Here is a 7,800-nt window from a genome sequence, read left to right as displayed (position 1 = left end):
CAGCCATGATGGCAGCACAGGCACAGGTCTCCCCGGTGATCACAGAGCGTCGCAACTCCATGATCACCAGGACCTGTGCCTGTCTTGCTGCCGGGGTACCAGCACCGCGCCTATCTGCGCGACCTCTAAGTAGGAACAGCCATCCGGTGTCGACGAGCAGTTCCCGGTGCTGACGGAGAGTCATCCGGCCTTCAAGCTGCTTGGTAACGTACTGGAGGCCGTTGCGGGTGCGGTCGTGGAGGTAGTCGGCATCGGCGTACGGGTAGGCGCGGGCCAGTTGGTCAATGCCCTGTTCGATCGACTCCAGGGCGGCGCTGTTGATACTGGACATCTCGGTGCGCCGGAGCATCTCGGCGATGTCCCACAGCCCAGCCCCGCCCTGTGCGATCAGGGTGCTGGGGTCGTCGGTCCGGGAGGGGGTGGCCGGTCGTTCCAGCTCCCATGGGCGGGGTGCGAGTCCTGCGAGATGGCCGGGGATGCGGAGTCCGTCGACGACTTCGAGGATCTTGTAGTGCTGGGTGATCCGTGGGCGGACGCCCTTGCCGTCGGTCTCGGGGCGGGCCATCTTGCCGATGTGTTCGCGCTTGTAGCCGACGGCTTCGGAGATCTTGGCGTAGCTGATGTGGCCGTGGAGCTTGGCGAGTCTGAAGACTTCGCCGAAGTCGTGGTTGGCGATCGCTGACCGCACGTCCGCGCGCTCAAGCACATGCGGCGGCAGAGCTGCCGGTGTCGGTGCTGCCTCGGCCATCTCACTTCCCCATCGTGATTGACCTGACGCTCTTCGTCAGATCGGCTCTCTCGATCTGCACTCACGTCCTAACTCCGAGTGTACCGGTGAGGGGGGTCCCCAAGAGGGGGGAGCGGCAGGTGGGTTGAAGGGTGCACCCTCGTCACCCTGCCGGGAGGGCCTCGGTAGACGTGACCTGAGACGGGACCCGTTCATGGACGCGAGAAGAGCGCGATCACACGCGCACTTATCGAATGAACTGGATGCGTACGCACACTGGTTCACCGCGCCGGATCCCACGTCCGGTGGCCACTACCTGACGCTGACCCTCTTCGCCGACTGCGGCAACGCGGCACGCGTCGCACGTGACCAGACGGCCGAGTTCCTCCGGGGTGTGGGCGCCGGCGAGATGGTGGACGACGCTCGGCTGATCGTTTCAGAGCTGGTCGGGAACGTGGTGAACCATGTGGTGCCGGAATGCTCCCTGACACGTCCTGGCGGCTCCCGTCGTGTCGACGTGCACTTCAAGGTGTGGCCGAAGTGGCTGTTCATCGGGGTTGCGGATGAGGACTCGTCGCCGCCGTTGCTGCCCCTCGGTGACACGTTCTGGCCGGGCCTGATGGAAGAGCTGTCGGAAGCGGTCCTACCGGACAGCGGCCGGGGGCTGCTCATCGTTCAGCGCTTGGCGGCGGCGGTCTGGTGGACACCGGAAGACCGGGGCGGAAAGACCGTGTGGTGCCGCCTCGACCTCGACGCCGAAACTCGGGGCCTGCCGTCATGAGATCTCCGGCTGTCGTCGCGCGTCTCGCTCTCTCACGAGTGCGCGGCAGTCGGGTGCCGGAAGGTAGCTCATCCGGCGAACGGGGCGTGGCTCCTGGGACGGTTCGCTGAGATCCCCACTCAGCTCCCAGGGGCCACGCTTCACAACCGAAGACCGAGACCGGGCCACCCCATCAGCCCTGGAAAGCGAAGGGTGGCCCGGTTGGGGAACGCGAAGATCCCCGGTGCCTGATGGTACCGGGGCCTTCGTGCTGTGCATCTGCCCTGGGCCAAACAGAGTTGACGATCCGTTATCTAAATCAGGGCAGAGGTGGGACACGTGAGCGGTCCGGGTGAGGGCTGGCTGAGCGACGGGCTGGACGACGCGGCGGACGTGGGATCCGGTCTGTGGGTGCGTGGCGTCGACTACATGGCGGGGTGGCGTGTGGCGCGTGAGGCCGCTGATCAACTGAACTTTGCACTCCTCGTAGCAGAGTTCGAGCCGTCCGAGTTACGGGCCGTAGCGGCGACGAACGACGACGGGCACGGGGTGGTGCGCCTGGTGGGCTTGCCCGGTGCGGCCGTCCGGCTCGCGGGGCTCCTGGAGAGGCTCGCCGATGGTGACGGTGGTGCGCGGTGAGGGGTGTTTCCGCTGGTGAGCGGTGCGCGTGGGCACGTAGCTGGCTGGAGAGACTTTGGGCTGGAGCTGCCATGGGGCGAGTGAACAGGGGGCCTTACGCTCGCCCGGCGAATCGGGCAGGTACTGGACCTGCCCGCTGGTGTGCCCGATTGGCCCCCTGTTCTTCGAGGCTCGCCCCATGGTGGCTGCGTAAAGTCTCTCCGGCCGGCGACCCCCAGCCCCGTGGGCTCCGGCCCTCGGCGGCCGGTCGTCGCCTCGATCCCTCGGGCGTGCTGCGGTGTGGGGCGTTCGGCGACCGGCCGGGACCGGCGGTCACGCCGCACGCCCGGCCGGGGCGGCCGGGCGTCCCGGCGCGCCGCAGGCGCGCCCTTGAGGAAGTGAAGGCTGTTTCGACCGATGCGGGTTGTCGGTCAGGCTCGGGTGCGTCGTGCGGGTTGTTTGTCGGCGGTGATCCGGTAGGTGAGTTCGGCGCGGTCGGCGCCGATGCGGAGTTCTTCGAGGATCAGGGGCCGGTCGTCGGTGTCGTGGGTGACGCGGGACAGGTGCAGGATCGGTGTCGCGTCGGGGAGCTGGAGCGTGGTCCGCTCGTCGGGCAGAGGCATGCGGGCGCGTACGGTCTCCGACCACGTGAGCTTGTGGCCGTCCTCGGTGAGCAACCGGTAGAACGCTGCCGGGCGCTTGCACGGCTCCTCGCCCAGCAGCGGGATGCCGTCGGCGACGACCAACGGGATCAGGGTTCGGTGCATCGCGCGCGTGCCCGTGCTCGGGTCGAAGAGCAGCCGGTCACAGCCGAACAAGGCTTCCTCCTCGCCGAGTTGGAGGAGTTGGCCGGTGGTCTTCGTGGTGTGCGTGCGGTAGGTGCTGGGCTCCTCGGTCTCCTGCCAGACGTCGCCGTTGGGCATGACGAACTTGCCGTCCGCGGTGCGGCTGATGCGCCGCTCGATGGTGAGGGCCGGCTGTCCGTCGGAGCGCACGAAACTGCCCTTGCCGTGACGGACGTCGATGAGTCCCTCCGCGCGCAGAGCCGCGATCGCGTTGCGGACGGTGGGGCGCGAGACGCCGTAGCGGGCCATGAGCTGGGCTTCGGACGGCAGCAGGGAGTCGGGGGCGAACTCGCCCGACAGGATCGCTTCGCGGATGGCGGCGGCCACCTGCTGGTAGAGAGCTCCGGGGCGCTGGATCTCCGACATCTGGGCATCTCCGACGGGTCGCGGTCGTAGGCACGTCGCACGTGCGACATCACTCGTCAGCATAAGTACTTGTGCTCTTGCCGTACAGGACTCCATAGTCCTAACTCGTAAGGACAAGTGACGTCAGTATGAGGCTGGCGTTCTGATGGCCAGGGAGGCCGAAGAAATGCAGTCCATTCCCGTGGACACGGCGCGACTGGGCGTACTGCGGTGCGCCATCGCGCCCGAAGCAAAGATCAGCAACCCCGAGACACAGGAGGTGAAGAAGGACCGCGACGGCAACCCGGTCTGGACCGTGGCGGTCACCGTGCGGCAGGACCGCCGGCGGATCTCCGTCATCGAGATCGCCGTGAGTGGTGAGCCCAAGGGCATCGACGAGGGCCAGATCGTGAAGGTCACCGGACTGACCGCGTTCATGTGGGCGATGGGCGACCGGCACGGCGTCAGCTTCCGCGCGGACGCCATCACGCCCGTGCACGGCACCGCTGTGCAGGGCAAGGGCGGTGGGGCGTGATGGGACCCATCGTCCTCGCCTTCGCCCTGGCCGTGCTGGCCTGGATGCTCGTGGTCGGTGACCTGGTGCGCCAGCATCGTCCGGTCTGGCACTGGTACCTCGTCGGCTACCCGGTGACCGCGTGGCGGGCGGTGTTCACCTGGCGGCGGGTCGCCGTCCTCAACGACCTCGCGGTGTCCCGGCTTCCGGCCCGGACCCTCGTCGGTCATCTGCTGGTCAAGGGTGACCCGGTGCGGCCGGTGGCGCCGCGCTGCTCCTTCCCGCGCGTCACACCCATGGGGCTGAGCGTGGCGGTGCGGCTGCACGCGGGTCAGACCCCGGCGACGTATCTGAAGGCGGCTGATGCGTTCGTGCACGCATGGAAGGTGCATGCGGTGCGGGTCACCTCGCCGGAACGCGGTCTCGTGCTGCTCACCGCGATGGCGCGTGATCCGCTGGAGCGGCCGGGCTTAGCCACGGCTCCGGCCGAGCTGCTCTCCGCTCTGATCGGTGCGCTGGAGACGGGCGGGGCGTGGGTGATGAACCTGCGTCTCGTGCCGCACTGGCTGATCACCGGGGCCACCCGGTCCGGCAAGTCCACCTTGCTGGCCCGGCTCATCACCCAACTCGCCACACAGCGCGTCGCCCTGGTCGGCGTCGACTGCAAGGGCGGTATGGAACTCGGCCTGTTCGCTGGACGGTTGAGCGCGCTGGCCACGTGTCGGCGTGAGGCGGTGGCCGTGCTCTCGGCTCTGGTGCTCGACATGCAGGACCGGATGAGGGCGTGCCGGTCGGCCGGGGTCCGCTCCATCTGGGAGCTCCCGGACAAGCTGCGGCCCGTTCCGGTGGTCGTCCTGGTCGACGAGATCGCCGAGCTGTACCTGTCGGACGGCACCCGCGAGAGCAAGGCGCAGGCCGAGCAGTGCTCCACGCTGCTGCTGCGGCTGGCCCAGCTCGGCGCCGCCCTCGGCATTCACCTGGTCGTGGCCGGCCAACGCGTCGGCTCCGACCTCGGCCCCGGGGTCACCGCGCTGCGTGCACAGCTTGGCGGCCGCATCTGCCACCGGGTCAACGACCCCGGCACCGCCGAAATGACCCTCGGCGACCTCAACAAGGACGCCGTGGCCGTCGCCCAAGCCATCACGGCGGAGGAACGCGGCGTGGCCGTCTGCACCGGCCCGGACGGCAGCTGGAGCCGCGCCCGTTCCCACCTCACCCCCACTGATGAGGCCGTGGCCACGGCCCGCAAGTACTCCGCCATGACACCGGACCTGCCCCTCGTCAGCCGCGCGCTCGCGGCCCCGGAAGGAGACAGCAAGTGATCATCGAAGGAACGGCGTTCACGTTCGCGGTGATCTTCGGGATCATCACCGTCCTCCTCGTCCGCTCCCGCGACGTCCGCGCCTGGGAAGCCGTCTGCGTCGGCCTCTTCGGCCTCTACCTCGGCCAGACCCCCGTGGTCTTCACCATCCACGGGCTCGTGACCTGGTTCATCAGCGGCTTCTCCCACACCTGAGCGGAAAGGACACCCGGCCATGCCCATGCCTCGCGTGAGGTGCCCCCACTGCAAGGGCGACGGAGCCCGCAAGACCTGGACCGGACGGATCCGGCGCTGCCGCGTCTGCCGGGGCACCGGAACCATCCGCTGAACCACCGCCACACCCGACCACGCAGGGAGTGATCCCCATGACCCACCACGCGCCGCCGACCCACATCCGTGCCGCTGCGGCGGCTCACCGAGGAAGGTCACCACCATCACCCCGGAGTTCACACCGGCTGACAGGCGCGCCGCCCTCGACCGCGCGGCGCGCCTGCGTCAGCTCCCCGAAACCGACCGAGACGCCATCCGCCTCGCCCAAGACCCCAAGTTCCCCCGCTGGCTGGAACAGATCACCGCAACCGGCGGCTGCTCCCACCCCATCCATCTCTCCGGCTCCACCACCACCCTGAACGGCACGACCGGCGAGATCCTCCACCACTACGACACCCGCAACGAACCCGGTGAACGTCTCCTCGTCCGCTGCCGCAACCGCCGCGCCACCGTCTGCCCGGCCTGCTCCCGCCTCCACGCCGGAGACACCTTCCACCTCGTCCGCGCGGGCCTCCTCGGCGGCAAGAACATCCCCGCGGCGGTCCGCCACCGACCCCGGCTCTTCGTCACCCTGACCGCTCCGTCCTTCGGACCCGTCCACCGGGCAGGGGAAGTCTGCCGACCTCGCCGCGACGGCGGCACCTGCGAGCACGGCCGCCCCCTCGGCTGCGGAGCCGTCCATGCCCCGGACGTCCCGATCGTCGGCCAACCGCTCTGCCCCGAGTGCTACGACTACACCGGCCACGTCCTCTGGCACGCACACGCATCCAAGCTCTGGGACCGGTTCGTCATCGACGTCCGGCGGCGCCTCGCCTCCTCGGCCGGCCTCGTGCAGTCCCGCTTCGCCCAACACGCCCGGCTCTCCTTCGCCCGCGTCGCCGAATACCAGAAGCGGGCGGCCGTCCACGTCCACGCCGTCGTCCGCCTCGACGGACCAGCCGGACCCGACGACGAACCCCCCGCCTGGGCCACCGCAGACCTCCTTACTCATGCCGTACGCGCCTCCGCCCGACGCGTCCACGTCCACACCCCCCACACCCTTGCCGTCGGTGACCTGGACCTGAGCTGGGGTGACCAGGTCGACGCCCGCCCTCTGCACGCCGATGGCGACGGCCCGGAAGACGACGCCGTAGCCGCGTACGTCGCGAAGTACGTCACCAAGGGAGCCAGCGAAACCGGCGCTGGCCTCGACCACCCCGTCACCACCTGGGCTGACATCTCCACGGCACCCGTCAGAACACACGTCCGCACCCTCATGCGCGCCTGCTGGCGCCTCGGCGGCCTGGTCGAGTACGAACCCCTCCGCCTCCGGGCCTGGACCCACACCCTCGGCTACCGCGGCCACATTCTCACCAAATCCCGCGCCTACTCCACCACCTACGCAGCACTCCGCGCCGAACGCGCCCACCACATGGGCCACGACGACATCCCCGTCGCGGTCACGGAGCGGGACTGGCGCTATGTCGGCTCAGGCCACACCCCGGGCGCGGCTCTGCTCGCTGCTGGCGTCGCCGAAGATCTCGCCACGAACCGGAAGATCGCGCGAGAGGAACTCGGGGCGGACGGACGGGGGCTGAGTGCCGGGCCAGCGTGACGCTCAAGAAGATCAGGACATGGCTTGGGCTCGGGCGCACGCACGCAGGTCCCCAGGCTGGTCTGATGCCCAGTGGCGCCGGATGAACGCCGCTTTGGGCCTGGAGGTCTCCACGCGTGATGGAGCTCGCCGGCATCGCCGTGCGACGTGACAGCGCCTGCCGCAGCCAACGGCCCTCGCCCAGGATTGGTCAAGTGAGTGCCAAAACCATTGCAATCACCATGGCCGTCAGAGACATGGTCGTGATGTCGACAGATAGGCGCAGACCGCGATATTTACGCTTAGCCGCTTGCGAAAGCCCAATGATCAGTTCTGCGCGTCGATCAGTCGTCACGTCCTCTCGTACTTGCAGTGGGGTGCATTCAGCCCACAGCCTGTAGGTCCCGCATGGCCCCCCACTGAAGTGTGGTCTTACGACTAGGAGAACGACGAGCATGGCTGCGACGAGGCCTGTTCCGGCGATGCCTAGCAATACGGCGGCTGCTGTTTCAAGCTCTTTGCCCGGCACCGTGGCTACCAGCACGGCGAACGGAATACCCAATCCGGTGAGCAGCGCGCCGGCAGTTGTCTCGGCGCGACCGATCTCAGCTCGTACGTCGGCAAGAGCTGCGTCAACTGCGTTGTCTGTGTCGGTAGATGGAGGGCTCTGTGTCACGTCTGACTCTCAGCGTCGGAGACTGGGGTCAGCTTGACGCCGTAGCTCGTGGCGTGGGAAGGGCGCTTGGACGTGGTGAACGGCGCATGAGGCGCATTCTGCGACGTCGAGAATGCGTTCGCTGGCCCTATCTTGCCAAGATCGGCCTGCT

General features: G+C 68.4%; 8 protein-coding genes and 1 pseudogene. 6 read left to right on the top strand and 3 right to left on the bottom strand.

What is annotated here, in order from left to right:
- Window positions 1–748, bottom strand: a pseudogene (locus tag F7R91_RS36050) (hypothetical protein); the annotation flags it as partial.
- 193 nt (window positions 749–941) lie between these two features.
- Between F7R91_RS36050 and F7R91_RS36045 the strand changes: the two are divergent.
- Window positions 942–1,508: an ATP-binding protein gene (locus F7R91_RS36045; protein WP_150957083.1), complete on the top strand. Its 567-nt coding sequence runs from the start codon at window positions 942–944 to the stop codon at window positions 1,506–1,508.
- 318 nt (window positions 1,509–1,826) lie between these two features.
- Complete coding sequence (locus tag F7R91_RS36040; RefSeq protein WP_150957080.1) at window positions 1,827–2,126, top strand: hypothetical protein; 300 nt, start codon at window positions 1,827–1,829, stop codon at window positions 2,124–2,126.
- A 410-nt stretch (window positions 2,127–2,536) separates the two neighbouring features.
- Here F7R91_RS36040 and F7R91_RS36035 read toward each other — a convergent pair whose 3' ends face one another.
- Entirely contained in the window at window positions 2,537–3,316 is a 780-nt protein-coding gene (locus F7R91_RS36035; protein WP_150957077.1) for a GntR family transcriptional regulator, read from the bottom strand.
- Window positions 3,317–3,482: 166 nt separating this feature from the next.
- Here F7R91_RS36035 and F7R91_RS36030 point away from each other — a divergent pair, with 166 nt between their 5' ends.
- The 4 genes from F7R91_RS36030 to F7R91_RS36015 all read left to right on the top strand — a co-directional run bounded on the left by F7R91_RS36030 (window position 3,483) and on the right by F7R91_RS36015 (window position 6,994).
- Window positions 3,483–3,830: an SCO3933 family regulatory protein gene (locus tag F7R91_RS36030; RefSeq protein WP_150957074.1), complete on the top strand. Its 348-nt coding sequence runs from the start codon at window positions 3,483–3,485 to the stop codon at window positions 3,828–3,830.
- A complete protein-coding gene (locus tag F7R91_RS36025) occupies window positions 3,830–5,131 on the top strand; it encodes an FtsK/SpoIIIE domain-containing protein (RefSeq protein ID WP_150957071.1) in 1,302 nt (433 codons plus the stop codon). The genes F7R91_RS36030 and F7R91_RS36025 overlap by 1 nt, the downstream gene beginning before the upstream one ends.
- Window positions 5,128–5,325 carry a hypothetical protein gene (locus F7R91_RS36020; protein ID WP_150957068.1) on the top strand — a complete coding sequence of 66 codons (198 nt, stop codon included), beginning with the start codon at window positions 5,128–5,130 and terminating at the stop codon, window positions 5,323–5,325. The genes F7R91_RS36025 and F7R91_RS36020 overlap by 4 nt, the downstream gene beginning before the upstream one ends.
- A 295-nt stretch (window positions 5,326–5,620) precedes the next feature.
- Window positions 5,621–6,994, top strand: a complete 1,374-nt coding sequence (locus F7R91_RS36015) for a replication initiator (RefSeq protein WP_150957065.1) — start codon at window positions 5,621–5,623, stop codon at window positions 6,992–6,994.
- Between the two features lie 190 nt (window positions 6,995–7,184).
- Here F7R91_RS36015 and F7R91_RS42330 read toward each other — a convergent pair whose 3' ends face one another.
- Window positions 7,185–7,649 (bottom strand): Pycsar system effector family protein, encoded by a 465-nt coding sequence (locus F7R91_RS42330; RefSeq protein WP_191971793.1) that lies wholly within the window; start codon window positions 7,647–7,649, stop codon window positions 7,185–7,187.
- Between the last annotated feature and the right edge of the window lie 151 nt (window positions 7,650–7,800).

The sequence above is a fragment of the Streptomyces luteolifulvus genome (genome assembly GCF_008806595.1).
Taxonomy (GTDB): domain Bacteria; phylum Actinomycetota; class Actinomycetes; order Streptomycetales; family Streptomycetaceae; genus Streptomyces; species Streptomyces luteolifulvus.
The sequence above is the reverse complement of the archived record's forward strand: the minus strand, read 5'-3'. Positions and strand labels throughout refer to the sequence as shown.